At 70.7% G+C, this 24,584-nt stretch carries 24 protein-coding genes; 13 read left to right on the forward strand and 11 right to left on the reverse strand.

Translation table 11 applies throughout. The annotated features are described in order from the left end of the window. Nucleotides 1-31 precede the first annotated feature (31 nt). The 3 genes from ACWD5F_RS26405 (at nucleotide 32) to ACWD5F_RS26415 (ending at nucleotide 1,756) form a co-directional block, all read left to right on the forward strand. Nucleotides 32-673 carry a nucleoside/nucleotide kinase family protein gene (locus ACWD5F_RS26405; RefSeq protein ID WP_401727435.1) on the forward strand — a complete coding sequence of 214 codons (642 nt, stop codon included), beginning with the start codon at nucleotides 32-34 and terminating at the stop codon, nucleotides 671-673. Between the two features lie 88 nt (nucleotides 674-761). After that, nucleotides 762-1,157 (forward strand): PPOX class F420-dependent oxidoreductase, encoded by a 396-nt coding sequence (locus tag ACWD5F_RS26410; protein ID WP_451257918.1) that lies wholly within the window; start codon nucleotides 762-764, stop codon nucleotides 1,155-1,157. A gap of 170 nt (nucleotides 1,158-1,327) precedes the next feature. Next, entirely contained in the window at nucleotides 1,328-1,756 is a 429-nt protein-coding gene (locus ACWD5F_RS26415; RefSeq protein ID WP_124004415.1) for a CBS domain-containing protein, read from the forward strand. A gap of 113 nt (nucleotides 1,757-1,869) precedes the next feature. Here ACWD5F_RS26415 and ACWD5F_RS26420 read toward each other — a convergent pair whose 3' ends face one another. Beyond that, nucleotides 1,870-2,997 carry a magnesium and cobalt transport protein CorA gene (locus tag ACWD5F_RS26420; protein WP_401727224.1) on the reverse strand — a complete coding sequence of 376 codons (1,128 nt, stop codon included), beginning with the start codon at nucleotides 2,995-2,997 and terminating at the stop codon, nucleotides 1,870-1,872. Nucleotides 2,998-3,209: 212 nt separating this feature from the next. On the opposite strand from ACWD5F_RS26420, the gene ACWD5F_RS26425 reads away from it, so the two are divergent. After that, nucleotides 3,210-4,004 (forward strand): methyltransferase domain-containing protein, encoded by a 795-nt coding sequence (locus ACWD5F_RS26425; protein WP_451257920.1) that lies wholly within the window; start codon nucleotides 3,210-3,212, stop codon nucleotides 4,002-4,004. Between the two features lie 231 nt (nucleotides 4,005-4,235). On the opposite strand, the gene ACWD5F_RS26430 is transcribed toward ACWD5F_RS26425, so the two are convergent. Together ACWD5F_RS26430 and ACWD5F_RS26435 are read right to left on the reverse strand one after the other, a co-directional pair. Further along, nucleotides 4,236-5,162, reverse strand: a complete 927-nt coding sequence (locus ACWD5F_RS26430) for a carbohydrate kinase family protein (RefSeq protein ID WP_451257922.1) — start codon at nucleotides 5,160-5,162, stop codon at nucleotides 4,236-4,238. Further along, nucleotides 5,159-6,067, reverse strand: coding sequence for a pseudouridine-5'-phosphate glycosidase (locus ACWD5F_RS26435; protein WP_451258282.1), 909 nt, complete (start codon nucleotides 6,065-6,067; stop codon nucleotides 5,159-5,161). Before ACWD5F_RS26435 ends, ACWD5F_RS26430 begins: the two co-directional genes overlap by 4 nt. A 99-nt stretch (nucleotides 6,068-6,166) precedes the next feature. On the opposite strand from ACWD5F_RS26435, the gene ACWD5F_RS26440 reads away from it, so the two are divergent. Then, nucleotides 6,167-6,595: a VOC family protein gene (locus ACWD5F_RS26440; RefSeq protein WP_451257924.1), complete on the forward strand. Its 429-nt coding sequence runs from the start codon at nucleotides 6,167-6,169 to the stop codon at nucleotides 6,593-6,595. A 105-nt stretch (nucleotides 6,596-6,700) separates the two neighbouring features. On the opposite strand, the gene fdhA is transcribed toward ACWD5F_RS26440, so the two are convergent. From fdhA to ACWD5F_RS26455, 3 genes are all read right to left on the reverse strand, one after another. Next, a complete protein-coding gene (gene fdhA, locus ACWD5F_RS26445) occupies nucleotides 6,701-7,927 on the reverse strand; it encodes a formaldehyde dehydrogenase, glutathione-independent (protein ID WP_401727219.1) in 1,227 nt (408 codons plus the stop codon). Between the two features lie 187 nt (nucleotides 7,928-8,114). Then, nucleotides 8,115-8,669: a methylated-DNA--[protein]-cysteine S-methyltransferase gene (locus tag ACWD5F_RS26450; RefSeq protein ID WP_451257926.1), complete on the reverse strand. Its 555-nt coding sequence runs from the start codon at nucleotides 8,667-8,669 to the stop codon at nucleotides 8,115-8,117. An 81-nt stretch (nucleotides 8,670-8,750) separates the two neighbouring features. Then, a complete protein-coding gene (locus ACWD5F_RS26455) occupies nucleotides 8,751-9,626 on the reverse strand; it encodes a glycerophosphodiester phosphodiesterase (RefSeq protein WP_451257928.1) in 876 nt (291 codons plus the stop codon). A 279-nt stretch (nucleotides 9,627-9,905) separates the two neighbouring features. Between ACWD5F_RS26455 and ACWD5F_RS26460 the strand changes: the two genes are divergently transcribed. The 7 genes from ACWD5F_RS26460 (at nucleotide 9,906) to ACWD5F_RS26490 (ending at nucleotide 18,621) form a co-directional block, all read left to right on the forward strand. After that, nucleotides 9,906-10,775: an MHYT domain-containing protein gene (locus ACWD5F_RS26460; protein WP_451257930.1), complete on the forward strand. Its 870-nt coding sequence runs from the start codon at nucleotides 9,906-9,908 to the stop codon at nucleotides 10,773-10,775. A gap of 40 nt (nucleotides 10,776-10,815) precedes the next feature. Continuing rightward, nucleotides 10,816-12,951: an excinuclease ABC subunit UvrB gene (gene uvrB / locus ACWD5F_RS26465; RefSeq protein ID WP_451257932.1), complete on the forward strand. Its 2,136-nt coding sequence runs from the start codon at nucleotides 10,816-10,818 to the stop codon at nucleotides 12,949-12,951. Between the two features lie 149 nt (nucleotides 12,952-13,100). Next, a complete protein-coding gene (locus ACWD5F_RS26470) occupies nucleotides 13,101-13,679 on the forward strand; it encodes a TerD family protein (RefSeq protein ID WP_124004425.1) in 579 nt (192 codons plus the stop codon). Nucleotides 13,680-13,746: 67 nt separating this feature from the next. Further along, complete coding sequence (locus ACWD5F_RS26475; protein WP_451257934.1) at nucleotides 13,747-15,774, forward strand: TerD family protein; 2,028 nt, start codon at nucleotides 13,747-13,749, stop codon at nucleotides 15,772-15,774. Between the two features lie 223 nt (nucleotides 15,775-15,997). Further along, entirely contained in the window at nucleotides 15,998-16,999 is a 1,002-nt protein-coding gene (locus tag ACWD5F_RS26480; protein ID WP_451257936.1) for a TerC/Alx family metal homeostasis membrane protein, read from the forward strand. A 125-nt stretch (nucleotides 17,000-17,124) separates the two neighbouring features. Beyond that, nucleotides 17,125-17,439 (forward strand): hypothetical protein, encoded by a 315-nt coding sequence (locus ACWD5F_RS26485; RefSeq protein WP_401727212.1) that lies wholly within the window; start codon nucleotides 17,125-17,127, stop codon nucleotides 17,437-17,439. A gap of 81 nt (nucleotides 17,440-17,520) precedes the next feature. Beyond that, nucleotides 17,521-18,621 (forward strand): calcium:proton antiporter, encoded by a 1,101-nt coding sequence (locus ACWD5F_RS26490; protein WP_401727211.1) that lies wholly within the window; start codon nucleotides 17,521-17,523, stop codon nucleotides 18,619-18,621. On the opposite strand, the gene ACWD5F_RS26495 is transcribed toward ACWD5F_RS26490, so the two are convergent. Together ACWD5F_RS26495 and ACWD5F_RS26500 are read right to left on the reverse strand one after the other, a co-directional pair. Beyond that, nucleotides 18,611-19,915, reverse strand: coding sequence for an MFS transporter (locus ACWD5F_RS26495; RefSeq protein WP_401727210.1), 1,305 nt, complete (start codon nucleotides 19,913-19,915; stop codon nucleotides 18,611-18,613). The genes ACWD5F_RS26490 and ACWD5F_RS26495 overlap by 11 nt on opposite strands. Before the next feature lie 62 nt (nucleotides 19,916-19,977). Next, a complete protein-coding gene (locus ACWD5F_RS26500; protein WP_451257939.1) occupies nucleotides 19,978-21,024 on the reverse strand; it encodes a S66 family peptidase in 1,047 nt (348 codons plus the stop codon). A gap of 84 nt (nucleotides 21,025-21,108) precedes the next feature. On the opposite strand from ACWD5F_RS26500, the gene aroQ reads away from it, so the two are divergent. Beyond that, nucleotides 21,109-21,582 carry a type II 3-dehydroquinate dehydratase gene (aroQ, locus tag ACWD5F_RS26505; RefSeq protein ID WP_401727208.1) on the forward strand — a complete coding sequence of 158 codons (474 nt, stop codon included), beginning with the start codon at nucleotides 21,109-21,111 and terminating at the stop codon, nucleotides 21,580-21,582. Between the two features lie 97 nt (nucleotides 21,583-21,679). On the opposite strand, the gene ACWD5F_RS26510 is transcribed toward aroQ, so the two are convergent. Genes ACWD5F_RS26510 through ACWD5F_RS26520 form a run of 3 tightly spaced genes read right to left on the reverse strand, consistent with a single transcriptional unit; the run spans nucleotide 21,680 to nucleotide 24,239 of the window. Then, a complete protein-coding gene (locus ACWD5F_RS26510; protein ID WP_451257941.1) occupies nucleotides 21,680-22,444 on the reverse strand; it encodes an amino acid ABC transporter ATP-binding protein in 765 nt (254 codons plus the stop codon). Beyond that, nucleotides 22,441-23,358: an amino acid ABC transporter permease gene (locus ACWD5F_RS26515; protein WP_451257943.1), complete on the reverse strand. Its 918-nt coding sequence runs from the start codon at nucleotides 23,356-23,358 to the stop codon at nucleotides 22,441-22,443. Before ACWD5F_RS26515 ends, ACWD5F_RS26510 begins: the two co-directional genes overlap by 4 nt. Beyond that, the gene (locus ACWD5F_RS26520) at nucleotides 23,355-24,239 is read right to left on the reverse strand and encodes an ABC transporter substrate-binding protein (protein WP_451257945.1); all 885 of its coding nucleotides are present in this window, start codon (nucleotides 24,237-24,239) and stop codon (nucleotides 23,355-23,357) included. The genes ACWD5F_RS26515 and ACWD5F_RS26520 overlap by 4 nt, the downstream gene beginning before the upstream one ends. Nucleotides 24,240-24,584: the final 345 nt, after the last annotated feature.

A 24,584-nucleotide genomic window follows, 5' to 3' on the forward strand; every position in this document is an offset into this window, starting at 1 on the left:
GCAGCGCACCCCACCCGGCGACTGGCGCATCATGGGCCGTGTGCGACTCGAAGCGATCACCTGGGACCGGCTCGGCGACCTCCTCGCCGAGCGCCTGCTCGACCTGAAGCCGGCCGACGGCAGCCCCTGGCCGCGTATCGCCTTCGACGGCGCCCCGGCGGCCCGGCCGGGAGAACTCGCCGCACGCGTGGGACAGGCGCTGCGCATCCACGGCCGCCCCTCGCTGACCGTCGGCACGGAGGGCTTCCTGCGTCCGGCCTCGCTGCGCCTGGAGTACGGCCGTCACGACGTGGACGCCTACTACGACGGCTGGTTCGACACCGGCGCCCTGTGGCGCGAGGTCTTCGGCCCCCTCGAACCCGGCGGTGACGGACGCGTCCTGCCCGACCTCTGGGACCCGGTCACCGACCGCGCCACCCGCAGCCCCCACGTCCAACTCCCGCCCGGCGGCTTCCTGTTGCTCCACGGCCCCCTCCTGCTGCGCCACTGGTTCCCCTTCGACCTGACCGTCCACGTCCTCCTCACCCCCGGCGCCCTGCGCCGCCGCACCCCCGAAGCCGACCACTGGACCCTCCCCGCCTACGACCGCTACACCGACGAGACCGACCCCGCCACCACCGCCGACGTCCTGGTCCGCGCCGACGACCCACGCCATCCGGCATGGAGTGGGTGAGTCGATGAGTCGGCGAATTGTTGAGTCTTTGAGCGGATGATCGCTCTAATCGCTTTTCAATGCACGTGCATGTAATTACCCTGACGCCATGACGATCTCCTTCAACGAACCGGTCCGCGCCCTCCTCGACGGCAAGAACTTCGCCGGTGTCGCCACCCTCGGCCCCGACGGCGCCCCGCAGAACTCCGTGGTCTGGATCAAGCGCGAGGGCGACACCGTCCTCTTCTCCTCCACCGACGGGCGTCAGAAGGTGCGCAACCTCCGCCGCGACCCCCGTGTCAGCCTCTCGGTCTTCGACCTCGCCGACCCCTACACCTCGGTCGAGATCCGCGGCACCGCCGAGATCCTCCCGGACCCGGACAAGCGCCTCCCCTACGAGCTCTCGCACAAGTACCTCGGTATCGACCCGCCCGGCGAGAAGGACGACGAGGTCCGCGTGATCATCCGCATCGTCCCGCGGAAGATCGTGGGCTTCTCGGCCTGAGCGCCACCGTGCGCCCGCCCGCGCGCCTGACCGCACGCCCGCCCGGTTCGGCCCCGCCGTTACCGCCCGGTTCCGGGTGCGTCCGTCCCGCCGCGCGGCGAGAATGTAGGGCGCCGGGACCAGCGGTGCTCCCCGCGCCGCGCCGGCCGCCCGGCATCAGGAGGTACTCCATGACCACCGCCGGAGACATCATGCACCGGGGCGCCCAGTGGATCCCCGCCCACGAGACGCTGGACCGCGCGGCCCAGCTGATGCGTGAGCTGAACGTCGGAGCCCTGCCCATCAGCGACGCGAACGAACGGCTCTGCGGCATCCTCACCGACCGGGACATCGTCGTCGGCTGTGTGGCCATGGGCCACGACCCGGCCAAGATCACCGCCGGTGAGATGGCCCAGGGCACCCCCCGCTGGATCGACTCGGGCGCCGACGTGGGCGACGTGCTCGAGGAGATGCAGAGCCACCAGATCCGCCGGCTCCCCGTCATCGAGAACAAGCGTCTGGTCGGCATGATCAGCGAGGCCGACCTCGCCCAGCATCTGACGGAGGAGCAGATCGCCTCCTGGGCGGAGAGCGTCTACGCCAGGACCGGTCCCCGCTGACCGGACCGTGGCCGCCGGCGGGTACCGCTGACGGTGCCCGCCGACCCTCTCCGTCGACCGTCCCCGCTGTCCCTCGCTGTCCGTCCCCGCTGTTCCCGCGGTGACCGCGCGCCTCAGAGCCAGCCGTTGCGCCGGAAGCCGCGGTACAGCACCAGGCACGACACGGATATCACGCCTATGACCAGGGGGTATCCGAACCTCCAGTGCAGCTCCGGCATGTGGTCGAAGTTCATGCCGTACACCCCGCAGACCATCGTCGGGACCGCGATCACCGCGGCCCAGGCGGTGATCTTGCGCATGTCCTCGTTCTGCGCGACCGTGACCTGCGCGAGGTGGGCCTGGAGGATCGAGTTGAGCAGCTCGTCGAAGGAGGCGATCTGCTCCTTCGCCCGCATGAGGTGGTCGAAGACGTCCCTGAAGTAGGCCTGTATCTCCGGGTCGACCACCCGGATCGGCCGGGTGGCGAGATCCTCGATCGGACGGGCGAGCGGCACCACCGCCCGCTTCAGCTCCAGCAGTTCACGCTTCATCTGGTAGATCCGCCCGGGGTCGGCCCGTGCGCCGTTCTCCGCGAACACGTCCGTCTCGACCTGGTCGATGTCCGCCTGGACCGAGTCCGTGACGCTCAGATAGTCGTCGACCACGTGGTCCGCGATCGCGTGCAGCACCGCCGCCGGGCCCTTGGCGAGCTGCTGCGGGCTGGACTCCAGCTCCTCGCGCAGCGGGCCCAGCGAGCCGTGCCGGCCGTGCCGCACGGTGATCACGAAGTCCTCGCCGACGAAGACCATGATCTCGCCGGTGTCCACCACCTCGCTCGTCGCCGTCAGCTTCTCGTGCTCGACGTAACAGACCGTCTTGAACACCGCGAACAGCGTCTCGCCGTAGCGCTCCAGCTTCGGGCGCTGATGGGCCTCGACCGCGTCCTCGACGGCCAGCGGGTGCAGGTCGAAGAGCTCGGCGATACCGGCGAACTCCCGGTCCGTCGGCTCGTGCAGCCCGAGCCACACGAATCCGTCGCGGTGCTTGCGCACCTGCTGCACCGTGTCGACCAGATCGCTGCCGCCGGGCACCCGCTCGCCGTCCCGGTAGGTCACGCAGTTCACCACGGAGGAGCCCAGCGGAGACCGGGCATGGTGGCTCAGGTCGACGCGGGGGCGCCGCCTGGCCAGCCGTGCCACCTTGCGGAGACCACCGACCCTGCCGAGGCTCGTGACCTTCCGCAGATTCCCTGCCATGGACATTTGGATCTCCTTGCGTGGATCTCCCCGGAACTGACGCACGGAACAACGGCCCGCGCCGTGTTCCTCCGCCTTGGTCGGCCAGTTTGCCAGGTCGGCGTGAGCGGCGGGTAAGCCTGTGGAAACAGAATGTTCCGCTTTGTTCCCGCCTGTGGACGAAGGGTTTGCACGCGTCGTCCGCTTCCGGCGAGCCGGGCAACTGGGATGATCGCGGCATGACGCGAACCGAGGGGTATCTCCTCACCAACCGGCAGTCCGAGGCCCAGGAGCGCTTCGACGCCTTCGCCACCCTCTTCGACCCCACGACCTTCCGCCACCTCGAGCGGTTCGGCATCGGACCCGGCTGGCGCTGCTGGGAGGTCGGTGCCGGCGGCACCTCCGTGGTGTCCTGGCTGGCGAAGAAGGTCGGCCCCACCGGCAAGGTCGTCGCGACCGACATCGACACCTCCCGGCTGACCCCGGCCGCCCGTCCGCCGGTGGCGGTCCGCGTCCACGACGTCGGCGCCGAGGAACCCCCGGGGGAGGGCTTCGACCTGGTGCACGCCAGGCTCGTCCTGGTCCATGTGCCGGACCGGGAACGGGCGTTGCACTCGATGATCAAGGCCCTGCGCCCCGGCGGACACCTCCTGATCGAGGACGCCGACCCCGCCCTCCAGCCCCTGACCAGCCCCGACGAGCACGGTCCCGAGGAACAGCTCGCCAATCGGCTGCGGCAGGGCTTCCGCGAACTCCTCGCCGAGCGGGGCGCCGACCTCTCCTACGGCCGCACACTCCCGCGGCTGCTCCGCGAGGCCGGACTGCGCCGCGTCGAGGCCGACGCCTACTTCCCGCTCACCTCACCGGCCTGTACGGCCCTGGAATCCGCGACGGTCCGCCAGATCCGCGAGCAACTCGTCACCGCCGGCATCGCCACCGACGAGGACATCGACCGCCACCTCGCCAATGTCGCGGTCGGCGACATGGACCTGGCCACGGCCCCGATGATCTCGGCGTGGGGGCGCAAGGCGTAGGAAGGGGAGGGGAGTTGGGCGGTCGGGGGATCCGCCCGCACCCTCACCGCCTGGGCTCCGCCGGTCCTGGCCGCACTGCCTGGGCCTCGTCAGTCCCGGCTGCCCTGCCTTGGCTTCGCCTGTCTTGACCGCGCTGCCTCGGCTCCGCCAGTCTCGACCGCGCCGCCTCAGCTCCGCCAGCCCTGGCCTCGCCGGCCCCCGCCCGGCTCCTCAGCTCCGCCGGCCCCCACCTCACCCGCTTGCCCTCTCCCGCCCCGGCGGTCGCCCGCCCACGCGCTCGACCGCCAGCGCCCCCGCCCGGCACCCCTCGCGCGCCGCGTCCTCGGGCTCGGCGCCCGTGAGCAGCGTGGCGAGGAAGGCGCCGGTGAAGGCGTCTCCCGCCCCCGTGGTGTCCCGGGGTGTGGCCGGCGTCGCGGGGACCTGGGCGCGCACCGCTCCGGAGCGGGCGACCAACGCGCCCTCCGCGCCCTGCTTGGCGATCACCAGCGGGGCGTACCGGCTCAGTTTCGCCGCCGCGTCGGCCGGATCGGGCAACCCCGTGAGCAGGCAGGCCTCGTCACGGCTGGGCAGCAGGACGTCCACCCCAGCGACGAGTTCGAGGAAACGGTCGACGCCCAGCTCCACGAGGAAACCCGCCGATGCGGGATCCAGGCTCACCGGCACACCACGCGCGCGTGCCGACTCCAGGGCCGTCACGACCAGGGCGCGGCTCGGCTCGGAGAACAACAGGTAGCCCGACAAGTGCAGTCGGGCCACGCCGTCGAGGAGCGCGTCCGACCAGTCGCCGGGATCGAAGCGCAGGGCGGCGCCGCTGTCGGTGAGGAACGTCCGCTCGGCCGAGGCATCCGTGTCGACCAGGCAGATCACCGTCCCGGTCGGCGCCTCCTCGTCGACGACGAGCAGGGGCCGTACCCCGCACGCGGTCAGTTCCCGCTCGTGCCAGGACGCCGCGTCCGTGCCCACCCGCCCGAGCAGCCGCACCTCGGGGCAGCCCCAATGCGCCGCCCAGCAGGCCACGTTGGCGCCCGCGCCGCCCGGCACCGTCCGGATCGCGGCCGCCGTGTCCGTTCCCGCGGCGAGCGGCCCCCGGTGCCGGGCGACGACGTCCGTGATGACGTCCCCGACCACCAGCAGCGCCCCGCCGGGTGCCGTGGTCACGCCGCGGCCCGGGCCGCCGCGATCCGCGCCGCCAGCCGTACGTTTCCGCGCACCGCCGCCAGGTTCGCGGTCAGCGAGGCCCCGTCCGTGTGCTCGACCAGGTAGCCGAGCAGGAACGGAGTGACGGCCTGGCCGGTGACGCCCTCCGCCTCGCACGCGTGCAGCGCGTCGGCGAGCACACGCGCGTGCAGTTCGGGATCGAGCTGCTCCTCCTCGGGCACGGGGTTGGCGACGATCAGTGCCGACTCGGGTCCGTCGAGCGCGTCCTGCGCCCGCATGACCGCCGCGACCTCCTCGGGGCTGTCCAGCGTCCAGTCCACGGGATGCCCCGAGTCCGACAGGTAGAAGCCGGGGAAGCGATCCGTGCCGTACCCGGCCACCGCGACGCCCAGCGTCTCCAGCCGTTGCAGGGTCGCCGGCACGTCCAGGATCGACTTCACGCCGGCGCACACCACCGTGATCCGCGTCCGCGCCAGCAGCCCCAGGTCGGCGGACTCGTCCTGCGTCACCGTCCACTCCCGGTGCACACCGCCGAGACCGCCCGTCGCGAACACCCGCACGCCCGCGAGGGACGCCAGCAGCGCCGTCGCCGACACGGTGGTCGCGCCGCTCGCCCCGGACGCCACCGCGAGCGGCAGGTCCCGATGGCCCAGCTTGCGGATCCCGTCCTCGTTGGCGACCCGCTCCAACTGCTCCTTGTCGAGCCCGACCCGGGGCTGTCCGTCGAGCACGGCGATCGTCGCGGGAACGGCGCCCTCCCGCCGTACGACGTCCTCCAGTTCCAGCGCCACCTGCAGATTGCGCGGGCGCGGCAGCCCGTGCGCGATGATCGTGGACTCCAGGGCCACCACGGGTCGACGCGCGTCGATCGCCTCCCGCACTTCTTCGGACACCACCAGCACCACGCGCCTCACTCCTGTCATCGGTTCTTCCCTCATCTCTGGCAGGCGACGGAGCCGGTCAAACACTTGCGGCCTGTGGGGGACGACACCAGCCTGAGGGGCATGACGGACAACACGACACGTCTCGACCACGTGGTCCTGTGGGTGACCGACCCGGTCGCCTCGGCCGACTTCTACGACAAGGCGGTCGGCCTGCACCCCGTGCGGCTCACCGAGTTCACCGAGGGCAGCATCCCGTTCCCCTCCGTACGGCTCAACGACGAGACCATCATCGACCTCATGCCCCACTCCATGGCGGAGCGCATGAAGATGCTCCCCGGCGCCGCCGACAGCTCGGGCCACCCCGTGAACCACGTCTGCCTGGCCCTGCCCGCCGAGCACTTCGACACCCTCCGCGGCCGCCTGGAGGAACGCGCCGTCCCTGTCTCGAAGATCTCCTACGACTCCTTCGGCGCCCGCGGGAACGCCACCCACAGCTTCTACTTCCGCGACCCGGACGGGAACGTCTTCGAAGCCCGGCACTACGACTAGCGGCGGCAACGGACAACAGCCTCAGGCAGCGGCACTGAAAAGGGTGCCCACGCGCGCGTGGCGCATGGGCACCCTCAGTGTTCACGGACTCACGGGTTCACGGACTCAGACGGGCCGTACGCCCCTCAGTGCCCCGTGCGGATCGAGCACGTACTTGCGGCTGGCGCCCTGGTCGAACTCGGCGTAGCCGCGCGGCGCGTCGTCCAGACCGACGACGGTCGCGTTGACCGCCTTGGCGATGTGCACGCGCCCGTGCCGGATCGCCTGCATCAGACCCCGGTGGTACTTCATCACCGGGCACTGACCGGTGGTGAACTGGTGGCTCTTGGCCCAGCCGAGGCCGAGCCGCACCTTCAGCGTCCCGGACTTGGCGTCCTCGTCGACCCCGCCGGGGTCGTCGGTGACGTAGAGCCCGGGGATGCCCAGCGCACCGCCCGCGCGCGTGATGCCCATCAGCGAGTTCAGCACCGTCGCCGGCGCCTCCGGGGCGTCCGGACCGTGGGCCCGGGCCTCGAAGCCGACCGCGTCGACCGCGGCGTCCACCTCGGGCTCTCCGAGGATCTGCGCGATCTGTTCCTCGATGGAGCCCTGCGCGACATCGACGGTCTCACAGCCGAAACTCCGCGCCTGGGCGAGGCGTTCGGCGTTGAGGTCGCCCACGATGACGACGGCGGCGCCGAGCAGCTGCGCCGACGCGGCCGCCGCCAGACCCACAGGGCCGGCCCCGGCGACGTACACCGTCGAGCCCACGCCGGCGCCCGAGGACACCACACCGTGGAAGCCGGTCGGGAAGATGTCCGACAGCATGGTGAGGTCGAGCAGCTTCTCGCGCGCCTCGTCCCGGTCCGGGAACCTCAGCAGGTTGAAGTCCGCGTACGGGATCATGGCGTACTCGGCCTGGCCGCCGACCCAGCCGCCCATGTCGACGTACCCGTAAGCCGCCCCGGGGCGGGCCGGGTTGACGTTCAGGCAGATGCCGGTCTTGCCCTCCTTGCAGTTGCGGCAGCGGCCGCAGGCGATGTTGAACGGTACGGAGACGATGTCGCCGACGTCGATGAACTCGACGTCCGGACCCCGTTCGACGACCTCTCCGGTGATCTCGTGTCCGAGGACCAGCCCTTCGGGTGCGGTCGTCCGCCCGCGCACCATGTGCTGGTCGCTTCCGCAGATGTTGCTGGCGAGCACCTTGAGGATCACACCGTGCCGGCACTTGCGGCCGACGTTGTCGGGTGCGACCCCGGGCCCGTCCTGGAGTTCAAGCGTCGGGTAGTCGATGGTCCTGACTTCCACCGCGCCCGGCTTGAGATATGCGACTGCCCTGTTTCCGCTCATGCGTGATCGCCGTCCCTTCGGCTCCGATTTGCGGATGCCTGTGGCTGTACGCACGGCGGAGTCTGCTACCGCCTCCGGCTTCCGGCCACCCTTCGCGGGGCCCGTCTCGCCGTCGTCTCGAAGCAGTGCTTCGAGAGCAGAGATCCCGGAGGAGAGATCTCGGAGCGCCGATCTCGGAGCACCGGTCTCAGAACAGCGGCTGGGGCAGGACGCCCTCCAGCGCGAGCAGTTGGCGCTTGGTCTCCAGGCCGCCCCCGAAGCCCCCGATGCCGCCGTCGCTCTCCACGACCCGGTGGCAGGCCACGACGATCGGCAGCGGGTTGGAGCCCATCGCCGTCCCCACCGCCTGGGCCGCGCCCGGCTGCCCCACCCGCCGGGCCAGGTCCCCGTAGCCGACGACGTGCCCGTACTTGACGCCGGACGCCAGCTCGCGCAGCACCTGGCGGTTGAAGCCGGAGATCAGCGACCAGTCCAGCGGCAGCTCGAAGTCCTGCCGCTCGCCCGCGAAGTACGCGTCGAACTGCGTTATCGCCTCGGCCAGCAGCGGTGATTCGGGGTCCTCGACGGGCTCGCTGCCGAGCCGTGACGCGAGTCGGCCGAGCGCCTGGTCCCGCACCGCGTCCGTGGCGTGGAAGACCACGTTGACCAGGCCCTCCCGGGTCGCGGCCAGCAGCAGCGGACCGATCCCGCTGCCGACCACCGCCCACACGACCCGCTGCTCGTACTGCCCATGGCTGTCCATGCGCCCACCGTACGACCCGCCACTGACAACGCCTCGGGAGCGGACACCCGGCCGGCGCCGGCTCCCCGGTGCGGGCCGGATTCACCGCTCGCGCAGTGCCTCGCGGACCACGTCGGGCTTGTTGCTGATGACGCCGTCGACGCCGTAGTGGGTCACTTTCAGGGCGGTCGCCGCGTCGTCGACGGTCCAGGCGAAGACCGTGAGCGGTCTGCCGTGCGGCCCGGTGAAGGCGTGGGCGACGGAGACGTAATCGGCCGAGATCGAGGCGTACGAGGGGTTGATCCCGTCGGTGAAGGCCGCGTACCCGGGAAGGTCCGCCACCGGCGGCGTCCCGAGGAAGGCCGTTCTGACGCCGGGTGCGAGGTCGTGGACGGTCCGGATGCTGTCCGCGCCGAAGCTCTGCACGATCAGCCGGCCCGCCAAATGGGGCTGATCGAGCCAGCCCTCGTTCCCGAGCAGTTTCAGGGTCTGCTGCTCGATCCCCGGGTACAGCTCCGGATTCTTGATCTCCAGGAGCAGATTCCGGTCCTTGTCCTCCACCCGGCGCATGTACTGCTCCAGGGTGGGCACGCGCACCCCTGCGAAACGGGGGGCGAACCAGCTCCCCGCGTCCAGGCGGGCGATCTCCGCCGCGGTGAAGTCCTTCACCTTCCACGGAGCGCGGCCGGGGAAGACCTCCTCCACGTCGGTCGTGCGCCGCAGGCTGTCGTCGTGGATCACGACGAGCTCGCCGTCCTTCGTGCGCTGGACGTCGTTCTCGACCCAGTCGACGCGCAGCCCGGCCGCCGCGTCGACGGCGGCCAGGGTGTTCTCCGGAGCGAGGGCGGAGGCACCTCGGTGGGCGACGACGGAGGGCGGCTCGCGCACGGCGCCCGCACGGGCGTCGGAGGTGGGCAGCAGCAGGGCGGCGGCCCCCAGGAACGCGGCGGTGAGGGCGGCGACCACGCGCGCGTACATGCGTACTCCTCGCGTCGAGAGATCACGGACAGGTCAACTGTGACAGCAGAGGGTGATGATCGGCGCGGTGCACAATGACCACACATTGAATGGAGTTGTCCAAGCTCGCTCACCAGGGCCGCACAACTGGGGCAACGACGTGTTTCTTTGCCGGAAAGTCGTTCGACCATTCCGGTGGGGGTCATACTCTCTGCGTCAACCCTGGCCGCTCGGGCGGTCCTGGGAGGGGGCGCATTTCGGGGATTCAGCGACACAAGAGGGCGGGAAGGACAGCCGCGCATGCAAGGCACGGTCGACGGATTCAGGTACGGACTCGTCACACCGCTGGTGGCCTATCTCATGGCCTGCCTGGGCGGGGCGCTGGGCCTTCGCTGCACCACCAGATCCATGATCGCCCCGGGTTCCTGGCGCCCCGGCTGGCTCGCCCTCGGCTCGGCGGCCATCGGCTCCGGCATATGGACCATGCACTTCGTCGCCATGATGGGCTTCACGGTCGAACAGGCGCCGATCCACTACGACAAGCCGATGACGTTCGCCAGCCTCGCCGTCGCCGTCGTCATGGTGGGCGTCGGGATCTTCATAGTCGGCTACAAGGGCGCGTCCGGAGCGGCCCTGTTCACCGGAGGCACCATCACCGGTCTGGGCATCGCCTCCATGCACTACCTGGGCATGGCCGGTATGCACCTGGACGGAACCCTCCAGTACAACACCCTCACCGTCGCCGCCTCCGTCGTCGTCGCGATGGCCGCCGCCACCGCCGCGCTCTGGGCGGCCGGACAGGTCAAGGGCATCCTGTGGAGCGTGGGCGCCAGTCTCGTCATGGGGCTCGCCGTCACCGGCATGCACTACCTGGGCATGGCCGCCCTCAGCGTCCACCTGCACACCACGAGCGACCCCACCGCCGGCGACTCGACCACGGGCCTGCTCGCGCTCATGCTGGTCGGTCCGCTGGCCTTCCTGCTGCTCGCTGGCGTGGTCGTGCTCTTCGACCCGCTGATGGTCGCGAAACCCGCCTGGATCCCCGTCGAGCACAAGCCGGGCGTCCCGGCCCACCCCCACCCCGACATCCACCACTCGGGTCACCACTCGTCGCCGCGGGTCCGCCGCCACACGAGCGAACGCGGCTCACGCACCCCGCAGAACCGCTGATCCGACCGCGTTGTCAGTGGCGGGTCGTACGGTTGGTGTCATGCGGCCCGTTTCCCACATCGAACGCACGGTGGCGCCCTTCGAGGTCGTCAGCTCCTACCAGCCCAGCGGTGACCAGCCGGCGGCCATCGCCGAGCTGGCCAAGCGCGTCGAGGCCGGCGAGCGGGACGTAGTCCTGCTCGGCGCGACCGGCACCGGCAAGTCCGCCACCACCGCGTGGATGATCGAGCAGCTCCAGCGTCCCACCCTCGTCATGGCGCCGAACAAGACCCTGGCCGCCCAGCTGGCCAACGAGTTCCGCGAGCTGCTGCCGAACAACGCGGTCGAGTACTTCGTCTCGTACTACGACTACTACCAGCCCGAGGCCTACGTCCCCCAGTCGGACACCTACATCGAGAAGGACTCCTCGATCAACGAGGAGGTCGAGCGCCTGCGCCACTCCGCGACCAACTCGCTGCTCACCCGCCGCGACGTCGTCGTGGTCGCCTCGGTCTCCTGCATCTACGGCCTCGGTACTCCGCAGGAGTACGTGGACCGCATGGTCCCCCTCAAGGTCGGCGACGAGATCGACCGCGACCAGCTGCTGCGCCGCTTCGTGGACATCCAGTACACGCGCAACGACCTGGCCTTCACCCGGGGCACCTTCCGCGTCCGCGGCGACACCATCGAGATCTTCCCGGTCTACGAGGAACTGGCCGTCCGCATCGAGATGTTCGGCGACGAGATCGAGGCCCTGTCCACGCTCCACCCGCTCACCGGCGAGATCATCAGCGACGACGAGCACCTCTACATCTTCCCGGCCTCCCACTACATCGCCGGACCCGAGCGCCTGGAGCGGGCCGCCAACGACATCGAGAAGGAGCTCGGCGAGCGGCTGGCCGAGCTGGAGAAGCAGGGCAAGCTCCTGGAGGCCCAGCGCCTGCGCATGCGCACGACGTACGACCTGGAGATGCTCCGCCAGATCGGCTCCTGCTCCGGCGTCGAGAACTACTCGATGCACTTCGACGGCCGCGAGCCCGGCTCCCCGCCGAACACCCTGATCGACTACTTCCCGGACGACTTCCTGCTCGTCATCGACGAGTCCCACAACACCGTCCCGCAGATCGGTGCCATGTACGAGGGCGACGCCTCCCGCAAGCGCACCCTCGTCGACCACGGCTTCCGCCTGCCCTCCGCCCTGGACAACCGCCCGCTGAAGTGGGAGGAGTTCCAGAAGCGCATCGGGCAGACGGTCTACCTGTCCGCGACCCCGGGCAAGTACGAGCTCTCGCGCGCGGACGGCGTCGTCGAGCAGATCATCCGCCCCACCGGCCTCATCGACCCCCAGGTCGTCGTCAAGCCCACCGAGGGCCAGATCGACGACCTGGTGCACGAGATCCGTGGCCGCGTCGAGAAGGACGAGCGCGTCCTGGTCACCACCCTCACCAAGAAGATGGCCGAGGACCTCACGGACTACTTCCTGGAGCTCGGCATCCAGGTCCGCTACCTGCACAGCGACGTCGACACCCTGCGCCGCGTGGAGCTGCTGCGCGAGCTGCGCTCCGGCGAGTTCGACGTGCTGGTCGGCATCAACCTCCTGCGTGAGGGTCTCGACCTGCCCGAGGTGTCCCTGGTGGCGATCCTCGACGCGGACAAGGAGGGCTTCCTGCGCTCCGGCACCTCCCTGATCCAGACCATCGGCCGCGCGGCACGCAACGTGTCGGGCGAGGTCCACATGTACGCCGACAAGATCACCCCGGCGATGGAGAAGGCCATCGAGGAGACCAACCGCCGCCGGGAGAAGCAGGTCGCGTACAACGAGGAGCGGGGCCTGGACCCCCAGCCGCTGCGCAAGAAGATCAACGACATCGTGGCGCAGATCGCCCGCGAGGACGTCGACACCGAGCAGCTGCTCGGCTCGGGCTACCGCAAGGGGAAGGACGGCAAGGGCGCCAAGGCACCCGTGCCCTCCCTCGGCGGCAAGGCGGCCGGCGGAAAGACCGCCAAGGGCAAGGGCAAGGAGACGGTTCCCACCGACCGTCCCGCGGCCGAACTCGCCGACCAGATCGAGGAGATGACGGCACGGATGCGCGCAGCCGCCGCGGACCTCCAGTTCGAGATCGCGGCCCGGCTGCGCGACGAGGTGTCCGAGATGAAGAAGGAACTCCGGCAGATGCGGGAGGCGGGCCTGGCCTGACCATGCCGTATCCCGGATGCGAACGCGCTGTGTTGCAAGACCGACACAAAGTGCGGACCGGGGTACGGCACTGTCAGTGGCCGTGCGTAGGGTTCTGACAACCGCGGACTCCGCGGCAACAGGGGACAGTTCGAGAGGGGAATCGGCACGTGACCGTCAACATGACCAAGGGTCAGGCCATCAGTCTGCAGAAGAACGACGGCGGCAGCCTGACCGCGGTCCGCATGGGTCTCGGCTGGCAGGCGGCTCCCCGGCGCGGCCTGTTCGGCTCCCGCACCCGGGAGATCGACCTCGACGCCTCCGCCGTGCTGTTCGCGGACAAGCAGCCCGTCGACGTCGTCTTCTTCCGGCACCTGGTGAGCGACGACGGCTCGGTGCGTCACACCGGCGACAACCTGGTCGGCGGGGTCGGCCAGGGCGGCGACGACGAGGCGATCCTCGTCGATCTCTCGCGCGTCCCGGTCCACATCGACCAGATCGTCTTCACCGTGAACTCCTTCACGGGCCAGACGTTCCAGGAGGTGCAGAACGCGTTCTGCCGCCTGGTCGACGAGACCAACGGCCAGGAGTTGGCCCGCTACACGCTGGCCGGCGGCGGCCAGTACACGGCCCAGATCATGGCGAAGGTGCACCGTTCCGGCCCCGGCTGGACGCTGACGGCCATCGGCACCCCGGCCAACGGCCGTACCTTCCAGGACCTGATGCCGTCGATCCTGCCGCACCTGTAGGCAGGTCGGCGACCGAGCGGCACACGCACACCAGCGACAACACCAGCGACACAGGGGGACGAAGGCGATGACGGCCGAGCTGGTGCGGGGGCAGAACCACCCGCTCTCCCAGGCCCGACTCGAGATCCGGGTCTCGGCCGGCGCGCCCATCGTGGCCTCGGCCACTCTCGGCGACGAGAACGGCAAGGTGCACGGCGTGGAATGGGTGGCCCACCCGGGTGCACCCACCCTGCCGGGCCTGGAGGTCTCCAAGCAGGCCGCGGCCGGGCATCGCCTCGCCGTGGACCTGGCCGCCGTGCCGGAGGCGGTGCACCGCGTCTGTGTGCTGCTCGCCCTGCCCGTCGGGGTCGGCGGCCCGGTCCGGTTCGGCGCCGTCGCCGCCCCCTTCATCGCCGTCACCGGCCTCGACGGCACCGAGGTCGCCAGCTACACCATCACCGGTCTGGACGCCGAGTCGGCCGTCGTCGCCCTGGAGCTCTACCGCCGGCAGGGCGCCTGGAAGGTGCGCGCCGTCGGCCAGGGCTACGCCGGCGGACTCGCCGAACTCCTCACCGACCAGGGCCTGCCCGAGGCCCACCGGCTCGCGAGCGGTATCAACGACGCGGTGGCGCAGGGCCTGGCCCGCTCGGTACAGGCACCCCCGCAGCGCATGGCGGACGGCGACCGTACGCGCCAGACGGCCGCCCCGGCACCCGGCCCGGACCAGGCCGGGCCCACACCCCAGGCCGGCGCCACGCCCCAGGGCGCCCCCGGGCCCGTACCCCCGCACGCCACCTCGCCGTACGCGGCTTCGGGTGCGCAGCCCGGGTACCCCGCGGGACCCGCGCCCGCGGATCCCTCGACCGTCACCCAGCCCGCCACTCCGACGGCCGGCGGGCCGGTCGACTACAGCCACCCGCGACGGCAGACCGGCGCCCCGCCCACGCCTCCGCCGACCGCACCGCCGGCCCGGCCCGGACAGCCCGCGCAACCCGTCGCGGGCGACGCGAACGGCTGGTCGATGGACGAGCGGCTCTACAACCAGATCTGGGGCATGTTCGAGGACCTGGCCCGCAGCACGGCCGCGTACCGCAGCGCCGTCGACTTCGCCGAGTCCCGCATGGAGAAGGAGCTCGACCAGACCCTCTCCGACTCGCGCAGCCGGATCGGCGGACAGGGCGACGCGGCGCGCGAGGCGGCCCGCGCCAAGCACGCGCAGCTGGTGGACCAGGCCAGGGCCTCCCTGGACCGGGACCTCGGCCAGCTCGCGGCCGAGGCCGACGTCGTGGAGCCCGCGCTGCCCCCGGCCTTCGCCCGCTGGGACAACCCGGTGTGGCACGGCTACCGGGTGCCGATGGAGATCCCCATGGCCCTGCGCCTGGGCGATCTCCACCTGCCCGAGAGCGAGTTGCTGCGCATCCCGATGCTGGTCCGGCTGCCGCTGGAGCGCGGTCTGTGGATCGACAGCGGCCAGGCCGGACTGTCGGACGACTCCTTCGCCGACTCCCACGAACTGCGCCGTCTCGCGCTGGACACGGCGGTGGCGCTGGCGGCCCGGCTGCTCGCGGTCTACCCGGCGGGCGAGTTCGGCGTGCACGTCATCGATCCGGCCGGTTCCGGCGTGCAGGCGTTGGCGCCGCTGGTGCAGTCGGGCGTGCTCGCGGCCCCGCCCGCCTTGGGCGCGGCCGGCGTGGCGGACGTCCTGGCCCGACTCACCCAGCGCGTCGACCTGGTGCAGATGGCGGTGCGCGGCGGCATGGCCGACGCCCTGCCGCCCGGCCTGGACACGGCCGAGCAGCTGCTGATCGTCCACGACTTCCCGCACGGCTTCGACGACCGGGCCGTGACCCAGCTGCGCTACCTCGCCGACGAGGGCCCGGCCGTGGGCGTCCATCTGATGATGGTCGCGGACCGGGAGGAGGCCGCCGCGTACGGGCCTTTGCTCGACCCGCTGTGGCGTTCGCTGCTGCGACTCACCCCGGTGCCCGACGACCATCTCGCCGACCCCTGGGTCGGACACGCCTGGACGTACGAGCCGGCGCTGGTCCCGCCCGGCAGCCAGATCCTCCAGCAGGTGCTGGCCCGGGTCGCCGAAGCCCGGACCAAGGGACGGTAAAAGCCTCTGACCAGCACTCTTGTCCTTTCTTTGCCAATCGCTTTACCTTTTCTTGGTGATTGGGGTACTGTTCTTCCTACGGAGGGGAGTACTCCCTGACACTTGCGGCGTTCCCGTCAATACGGATCAGGCCAGATCCCGGGGCGTCGGCCCACACTTGGGTGGAAGAGACCTCCGGCAGCGACGACGCTGACATTTGCCGTTACGTACTGCCGGAGGCGCAGTGGATGTTTCCCCGACCCTTTGGGTCCTGACCATCGTGGGCCTAGCCGCCCTCATCGCCATCGACTTCTTCATCGGCCGCAAGCCGCACGACGTCTCTATCAAGGAAGCGGGCATCTGGACGGTCGTCTGGATCGCCCTCGCCGGACTCTTCGGCCTCGGCCTGCTGGTCTTCGGCGGCGGCCAGCCCTCCGGCGAGTTCTTCGCCGGCTTCATCACCGAGAAGTCGCTGAGCGTCGACAACCTCTTCGTCTTCGTCCTGATCATGGCGAAGTTCTCGGTGCCCTCGCAGTACCAGCAGCGCGTGCTGCTCGTCGGCGTCCTCATAGCCCTGGTCCTGCGGGCCATCTTCATCGCGGCCGGCGCGGCCATCCTCGCCAGCTTCGCGTGGGTCTTCTACCTCTTCGGCGCCTTCCTCATCTGGACCGCCTGGAAGCTCATCCAGGAGGCACGGGCCGACGAGGAGGACGAGGAGTTCGAGGAGAACAAGCTGCTCAAGGCCGCCGAGCGCCGCTTCGGTGTCGCCGACCGGTACCACGGCACCAAGCTGTGGATCCAGGAGAACGGCAAGCGGGTCATGACCCCGATGCTGGTCGTGATGCTCGCGATCGGCACCACGGACGTCCTGTTCGCGCTCGACTCGATCCCCGCGATCTTCGGCCTGACCCAGGACCCGTACATCGTGTTCACGGCGAACGCGTTCGCCCTGATGGGTCTGCGGCAGCTGTACTTCCTCATCGGCGGCCTGCTCAGGAAGCTGGTCCACCTCAGCTACGGCCTGTCGGTCATCCTCGGCTTCATCGGCGTCAAGCTGGTGCTGCACGCACTGCACGAGTCCGGCGTGCACGTCCCGGAGATCTCCATCCCGGTCTCCCTCGGCGTGATCTGCGGAGTCCTGGTCGTCACCACGATCACCAGCCTCATGGCCTCCAAGAAGCAGGCGGCGGCCGAGGCGACGCAGGAGGCGAGCGAAAGCGCTCCGAAGGATCGCATCCAGACCTGACCACGACGGACGTAGGAACAACCACCATCGGGAGTGCCCCTCGGCGAATTGCCGAGGGGCACTCCCGATGCTTCGTTGAGTGATGAGCGTTCCCGCCCGGGGACGCACCACCGGGTGGAGGCATCGTGGACGCACCGACGAAGTTCGTGCAGATCGTCGACTTCGAGACCGACCGCATCGAGGAGATGCGCGCGCTGGCCGAGGAGACCGACCAGCGACTCGCGGACCGCACCGGCGGTCCCACCCACCGTCTCGTGCTCAAGGACCGCAACCAGCCCGGCCACTACCTCGTGGTGATCGAGTTCAACTCCTACGAGGAAGCCATGGCCAACAGCGACGACCCCGAGACGACCAGGTTCGCGCAGCAGATGGCCGCGCTGTGTACCAGGCCGCCGTCCTTCATCGACTGCGACGTCGAGGAGATGAGCGAATTCAAGTGACGCGCTCCGGGTCCGGGTGAGGTGTTTCGGGCCCCGCACCGCCGGAGTGCGGGGCCCGAAAGCCTCTGCGACGATCGCTGCATGATCACTCGGCTCAGGTCGCTCACCACCCGGTGGACCGTCCTCGTGCCGGTGCTCGCGGTCGTCCTGCTGGCCTTCACCTGGGGACGGGACCTGCCCGGAGCGGTCGTCGCGCTGGTGACGCTGGTCCTCGCCGGGGCCGTACTCGCCGCCGTGCACCACGCCGAGGTCGTCGCCCACCGGGTCGGCGAACCCTTCGGCTCCCTCGTGCTGGCCGTCGCCGTCACGATCATCGAGGTCGCCCTCATCGTCACCCTGATGGCGGACGGCGGCGGCAAGAGCTCGACCCTGGCCCGGGACACGGTCTTCGCGGCCGTCATGATCACCTGCAACGGCATCGTCGGGGTCTGTCTCCTCGTCGCCTCCCTCCGCCACGGCCTCGCGGTCTTCAACCCCGAGGGCACCGGCGCCGCGCTCGCGACCGTCGCCACCCTGGCCACCCTCAGCCTGGTGCTGCCGACCTTCACCACCAGCAAGCCCGGCCCGGAGTTCTCGGGCGTACAGCTCACCTTCGCCGCGGTCTCCTCGCTGATCCTGTACGGCCTGTTCGTGGCGACCCAGACCGTGCGGCACCGCGACTACTTCCTCCCCATCACCCGCCAGGGCGAGGTCATCACCGGCGACGACCACGCCGACGCCCCCTCGGCCCGCACCGCCCGGATCAGCCTGGGTCTGCTCGGGCTCGCCCTGATCGGGGTGGTCGGCCTGGCCAAGGGCGTGTCGCCGACCATCGAGTCGGGCGTGGAGAAGGCCGGACTGCACCACGCCGTCGTCGGCGTGATCATCGCCCTGCTGGTGCTGCTCCCCGAGACCATCGCCGCGCTGCGCTCCGCCCGCCGCGACCGGGTGCAGACCAGCCTGAACCTCGCGCTCGGCTCGGCCATGGCCAGCATCGGCCTGACCATCCCCGCCGTCGCCCTGGCGTCGATCTGGCTGTCGGGCCCGCTCGTCCTCGGCCTCGGCTCCACGCACATGGTGCTGCTCGCCCTGACCGTGGTGGTGAGCTCGCTGACCGTGGTGCCGGGCCGGGCCACACCACTCCAGGGCGGGGTCCATCTCGTGCTGTTCGCCGCCTACTTGGAGCTGGCGATCAATCCATGACCGGTTCGGCCACGAGTTTCGGCACCGGCCGCGTCTCCGGCAGCAGCGCGAAGCACCCCAGGCTCAGCAGCGCGATCCCCGTCAGATAAGCGCCCACCCCCCACGGCACCCGCCCGCCCTGCTCGGCCAGCGCCGTCGCCGCGATCGGCGTGAGCGCGCCCCCGAGCACACCGCCCAGGTTGTAGCCGACGGCGGCTCCCGTGCAGCGCACCCGAGGCTCGTACAGCTCGGGCAGATACGCGGCGATCACCCCGAACATCGTCACGAACGCGAGCAGCGCGCCCAGGAAGCCGGCGAACATCAGCAGCGGCTGCCCCGTCGCGAGGAGCGCGACCATCGGGAACATCCACAGCGCGGCGGCCGCGCACCCGGCCAGGCACAGCGGCCGACGCCCGTAGCGGTCGCCCAGCAGCGCGGCCACCGGGGTGAGCGAGCCCTTCACCACCACCGCGGCCATGATGCAGGTCAGCATGACGGTGCGGCTCACCCCGAGCCGCTCCGTCCCGTACGCCAGGGACCAGGTCGTGACGGCGTAGAAGATCGCGTAGCCGACGGCGAGCGCCCCGGCCGTCAGCAGGACCAGGCGCCAGTGGTCGCGCGCGACCTCCACGAGCGGCACGCGCGCGTGGTCGTCGATCTCCAGGAAACCGGGGCTCTCGACGAGCGAGGACCGCAGCCACAGCCCGACCGCGGCCAGCACCCCGGCCGCCCAGAACGGCACCCGCCAGCCCCACTGCGCGAACTGCGCGTCGGACAGCGTCGTCGACAGGGCCAGCACGACACCGTTGGCGAGCAGGAACCCCAGGGCGGGCCCGATCTGCGGGAAGCTCGACCACAGCCCCCGGCGTTCGGCCGGCGCGTGCTCGGCCGTCAGCAGCACGGCCCCGCCCCACTCCCCGCCGAGCCCAAGGCCCTGCACGAACCGCAGCACCAGGAGCAGCACCGGCGCGGCCACCCCGATCGTGTCGTACGTCGGTACGCAGCCGACCGCGACCGTGGCGCCGCCGGTCAGCAACAGCGAGGCGACCAGGACCGGTCGGCGCCCGCGCCGGTCCCCGATGTGCCCGAACAGCACCGAACCGAGCGGCCGTGCGACGAAGCCGACGCCGAACGTCCCGAAGGCGGCCAGCGTTCCCGCCAGCGGCGAGAACGTCGGGAAGAACAGGGGGCCCAGGACCAGCGCCGCGGCGGTCCCGTAGACGAAGAAGTCGTAGAACTCGATGGCGGTCCCGGCGAGCGAGGCGGCCGCCAGCCGCAGCATGGAGGGAGCCCTTACGGTGCGTACATCGTGCATGCCGCGTCAACTACCCACGGTGATCGCGGGTTACGGGGGCGCGAGGGCGCGCGGGGTGGGCGTCAGTAGGTGACCGTGATGCGCCGGGCGGGGCCGTCGACGCGGACGAGACCGCCGTAGGGGATGACGAGTTGGGGGTCGGTGTGGCCGAGGTCCACGTCGAGGACGATCGTGGTGTCGGGGGCGTACGTACGCATGGCCCGCAGGACCGCCTCGCGCTGGCCGGCGGCGTAACGGGCGCCTTCCTCCGGGCTGTTGGGGTGCTCGAAGGACCAGGTCTTGGGGCGGCCCATCAGGAGCGCCGAGAACCGTTGCAGCAGTCCGCGCTCGCCCATGTTGCGCAGGGTGCGGAACACCTCGTCGGCGCCGGGCAGTTCCTCCGAGGTCTCCAGGAACAGCACGTCACCGTCGTACTCGCTCAGGTCGTGCGCGATCTCGCGGTCGGCCATCAGCAGCCAGCCGACGATCTCCAGACAGCCGCCCCAACTGCGGCCCTCGACCACCCGGTCGGCGTTCTCCCAGGTCCAGCCGGTGCCGGGGCGGGTCTGCGGTTCCGCGTCGAAGGTGGCCGGGTCGGCCCAGTCGCGGTTGACGTCGTTCCAGCGCTCGGCGGGCCGCAGTTCGTACGCGCCCGAGGTGAACAGCGCGGCGCGCAGCGAGTCGGCGGTCTGCGGGTGCAGGGCGCCCGGCCGGCCCAGTTCGGTCATCACCGCCGCCCCGTGGAAGCCGACGATCCCGGTGGCGCGCAGGAACGCGAGCAGGTTGGTGTTGTCGCTGAACCCGAAGAACGGCTTCGGGTTCGCCCGGATCAACTCCCGGTCCAGCAGCGGCAGTACGGTGATCTGGTCGTCGCCGCCGATCGACGCCATGACCGCCTTGACGGTCGGATCGGCGAACGCGGCATGGAGGTCGTCGGCGCGCTCCCGGGGCGTCGAGCCCATCTTCCGGGTCGTCGGATACTCGACCGGCTCGAGCCCGAACTCCTCGCGCAGCCGCTCCAGGCCCAGTTCGTGGGGGAGCGGCAGGATCCCGGGCAGGCCCGAGGAGGGCGAGACGACGGCGATGCGATCGCCGGGGGAGGGCTTGGGCGGGTAGGAGATCGGCGTCATGCCGGGAGGGTACGGGCCGACCCGCGCGCGTCGCATCGTGATAAACCGGGTCCCAGCAGCCGACTTCACCGGACCGGAGGAACCGTGCCCCGCACCCTGGCCAACGCCCCGATCATGATCCTCAACGGGCCCAACCTCAACCTCCTCGGCCAGCGCCAGCCGGAGATCTACGGCCACGACACCCTGGCCGACGTCGAGGCCCTGTGCGTCAAGGCGGCGGCCGCGCACGGCGGCACGGTGGACTTCCGGCAGTCCAACCACGAGGGCGAGCTGGTCGACTGGATCCACGAGGCACGGCTGAACCACTGCGGCATCGTGATCAACCCCGGCGCCTACTCGCACACGTCCGTCGCGATCCTCGACGCGCTCAACACCTGCGACGGCCTGCCCGTGCTGGAGGTGCACATCTCCAACATCCACCAGCGCGAGTCCTTCCGGCACCACTCCTACGTGTCGCTGCGCGCCGACGGGGTCATCGCGGGGTGCGGGGTGCAGGGGTACGTGTTCGGAGTGGAGCGGGTCGCGGCGCTGGCGGGACCGGCGCGGGCGGAGGCATAGACGCCGGAGGCATACGGTCCTGCAAGCACCGGACGCCTACGGCCTGGTAAGCCCCGGCGTCCATGGCGCGCGCCCCTTACAACCGCCGCGCTCCCGCTTACAGCCGGCCCGCCTCCACGATCCGCCGCAGGAACTGCCGCGTGCGCTCCTCCTGCGGGTCGCCGAAGATCTGCTCGGCGGTGCCGCGCTCCAGGACGACCCCTCCGTCCAGAAAGCAGACCTGGTCGGCGACGTCCCGCGCGAAGCCCATCTCGTGCGTGGCCAGCACCATGGTCATGCCGTCGGCCTTGAGGTCGCGGACGACCGCGAGGACCTCGCCGACCAACTCCGGGTCGAGGGCGGCGGTGATCTCGTCGAGCAGCAGCAACCGGGGCCGTACGGCAAGAGCCCGCACGATCGCCACGCGCTGCTGCTGGCCCCCGCTGAGCCGGTCCGGGTACTCGCCCGCCCTGCCGCCGAGCCCGAGCCGCTCCAGCAGTTCCCTGGCCCGCTCCTCGGCCTCCGCGCGCGGCACCCCGTGGACGCGTCGCGGGGCGAGGGTGATGTTCTCCAGCACCGTCATGTGCGGGAAGAGGTTGTACGCCTGGAAGACCACGCCGATACGGCGCCGCACCGCGTCCTGGTCCGCGCGTGGGTCGGTGATCTCCTCGCCGTCCAGCCAGATCGCGCCGTCGTCGATGTCCTCCAGGAGGTTCGCGCACCGCAGCAGGGTCGACTTGCCGGAACCGGAGGCTCCGATCAGCGCGGTCACCGTGTGCGGGGCGACCTCCAGGTCGACGTCCCGCAGTACGACCGTACCGCCGAAGGTCTTGCGCACGGACTCCATGCGCAGCACGGGCGCGTGCGCGGTCGCGTCGCTCATATCGATCCTCCCTGGGCCCGCCGGCGGTCCATCCGGGCCGTCACCCAGTCCGTGAAGCGCGTCATCGGGATGGTCAGCGCCACGAAGACCAGGCCTGCGACGATGTACGGCGTGTAGTTGAGGCTGCGGCCCACGATGATGTCCGCGGCCCGTACGGCGTCGATCGCGCCGCCGATCGAGACGAGCCCGGTGTCCTTCTGAAGTGACACCAGGTCGTTCAGCAGCGGCGGCACCTGACGGCGCACGGCCTGCGGCAGCACGACGTGGCGCAGCGCCTGCCGGTTGGTGAGACCCAGCGAGCGGGCCGCCGCGCGCTGCGAGGGGTGCACGGACTCGATGCCGGCGCGGAACACCTCGGCCACGTACGCCGAGTACGTCAGCGTGAGCGCCGTACCGCCGAGCCACACCGGGTCGACGGTCACGCCCTGGAGGCGCAGCGCCGGGACGCCCAGGACGACGATCATCAGGTTGATGATCAGCGGGAGTCCGCGGAAGAAGTCGGTGTACGCGGCGGCCAGGACGCGCAGCGGAAAGAACACCGGGCCGCGCAGCGTGCGCGCGATGGCGATCAGCATGCCGAGGATCAGCACCGCCACACCGCAGATCAGCAGCAGGCGGACGTTGAGCCACAGTCCTTCGAGGACCTTGGGGAACGCCTCGCGCGCGTACTGCCCGTTGAAGAACGTCTCCTTGGTACGCGGCCAGCCGGGCGCGTTGACGACGACCAGGTAGAGGACGACGCCCGTGACGAGGGTCGAGAGCGCGGCGATCGCCGTCGCGCGGCGGGTCCGCGTGCGCTTGTGGCGCTCGCGCTCGATCCGCCGCTGCGAGGGGACGTAACCGTCGCCCCCGCCGGGCATGTGTCCGTCGCCGTCCGCGCCCTCCCGGCCGGACTCGTCCTTGGTGACCGTCACTTGAGGACCGGGGCGTCGACGGCGTCGGAGAGCCACTGCTTCTCGATCTTCGCCAGCGTGCCGTCCGTGCGCAGGGCGTCCACGGCGTCCGTGACGCACGAGGTGAGCGCGCTGCCCTTGTCGAGCACCAGCCCGAACTGCTCCGGCGTACCGCCCTGGTTCTCGAACTGCCCGACGATCTTGGCGTTCGTCACCTCGGCCGCGGTGATGTAGAAGGCGGTCGGCAGGTCGACGACGATGGCGTCCACCTGGCCGTTCTTCAGCGCGGACTTGGCCTGGTCGTTCTTGGCGTAGACGGCCTCCTGCTGCGTCGGCTTCACCACGTCGGTGATGTAGTCGAGGCTGGTGGTGCCGACCTGGGCGCCCAGCTTGAGGCCCTTCAGGTCCGCGATGCTGGTCGCCTTCGCCGCCTTGCTGCCCTTGAGCGCGATGACGGCCTGGCGCACGTCGTAGTAGCCAGACGAGAAGTCCACCGCCTTCTTGCGCTCGGCGCTGATGGACACCTGGTTGATGTCGAAGTCGAAGGTCTTCTCGCCGGGCGCGAACGCCTTGTTGAAGGGGACGCTCTGCCAGACGACGGCGCTCTTGTCGTAGCCGAGCTGCTTCGCCACGGCGTACGCGACCGCCGACTCGAAGCCCTCGCCGTTGGCGGGCTTGTCGTCCTTGAACCACGGCTCGTACGCGGGCTCGTCGGTGGCGATCGTCAGCTTGCCGGACGTCTGGGTGGCCAGCTTGCCCTTGGCGCAGGTCGTGCCGGTCGTCGTCGAGGCGTTGTCGCTCGCCTTGTCCTCCGGTTGCGGCGCACAGCCGACGGCGGTGGCGAGCAGGGCGATGGTGGTGGCGGCGACGGCACGGTGCAGTGCGCGAGGGGCAAGATGCATGGCGGGAGAGTGACAGCCGGACGTCCCGTTTGTCGAGGTCACGACCGTAAATGTCCGCATAGTGGGAACAGTTGTTGCGGTCGTGTGAACACGCCCGGACCCCGCTGTTCCTGGGCAGCCGCCGGGCCGCCGGCCGAGGGCGGGGATCGATAGACCGGCGGCCCGTACCGCTCAGGAGCCGTCATCCTGTGCGGGGCTGTTACCAGTTGACTACGCAACGAGGTGGGTCGCGAGCGTGCGCATGGGGTCGGCGCGTGTGAAGCGTTCACACGGGGCGCGTTGGGGAGCGGGGGTGGGGCGTGCGGGTGGTGGTTCACGCCGGGCGCGCGCTCATCCGCCTTGCGC

This window comes from Streptomyces sp. NPDC002499 (assembly GCF_053595415.1).